The following is a 1,015-nucleotide window of genomic DNA, read 5'->3' on the forward strand; positions in this document are numbered from 1 at the left end:
CCATACCAGTAGAGATAATCATGGGTTTACCAGTGCTAGCAACTTTGCGAATCAAAGGTAAATCCGTGTTTTCAAAGGAGGCGATTTTGTAGCAGGGAACATCGAGGGATTCGAGAAAATCTACTGCGGTAGCATCGAAGGGAGTGCTGAAGCCAATCATGCCTAATTCTTGGCAGCGGTCAAAGATAGGTTTGTGCCATTCCCAAGGTGTGTAGGCTTGTTGGTATAGCTTGTACAGTGAGTTTCCTTTCCAAAGGCTGTTGGGGTCATTGATGAAAAACTCGCCTTCGTCAATGTCCAAGGTCATGGTGTCAGCGGTGTAAGTCTGGATTTTCAGACCATGAGCGCCAGTTTTAGCTGCTGCTTCGACAATTTCTAGGGCACGCTCAAGGGATTGATTGTGGTTGCCGGACATTTCGGCAACGATAAATGGAGGACTAGTATAACCGATTCTCTGGTGTTGAATATCAATGATGCTCATATACAATAGGACCTCAATTAAATATAAATAGATAACACAAAGTTCAAGGTTATGATTGATTCAAATTCATGAATTCTGGATAGTGACTGGCCACAATTGCATTTTCAACTCTTAAGCAAGGAATACCCGCTCAAACTGGATACACACATAACGCTTCTGGACTAAAAAATAGATATATATAAATTAGGGTAGTCTTTTTTTGAGGACTTTTGCAGGCACACCACCAGCCACTGAATAAGGAGCAATATTTTTAGTTACGACAGCATTAGCACCAATTACACAGCCTCTGCCAATATTTGTTCCTGGTGTAATAACGACATTTATACCTAACCAACAATCATCACCAATCTCAATTGGATTTGAGTAAAACTTTCCGTGATCCTCGCAGTATTTTTTATCTTGTTCACGAATTTTTAAGGATGGGACATAGTCATACTGATGAGTTCCAGAAGAAATAAAAACATTCTGAGCCAAAAGAACTGAATTTCCAATGATTACGTCTCCTCTCAACTGACATCTGAGTTGTAGTGAAGA

The 1,015-nt window shown here is 40.5% G+C and carries 2 protein-coding genes; both read right to left on the reverse strand.

Annotation, left to right across the window (positions count from 1 at the left end; all coding sequences use genetic code 11):
• The coding region (locus tag F6K49_RS52915) for an N-acetylneuraminate synthase family protein (protein ID WP_293111145.1) at positions 1-481 on the reverse strand (481 nt) is incomplete at its 3' end.
• A 183-nt stretch (positions 482-664) separates the two neighbouring features.
• The coding region (locus F6K49_RS52920) for an acyltransferase (protein WP_293111147.1) at positions 665-1,015 on the reverse strand (351 nt) is incomplete at its 5' end.

This window comes from Moorena sp. SIO3I6 (genome assembly GCF_010672095.1).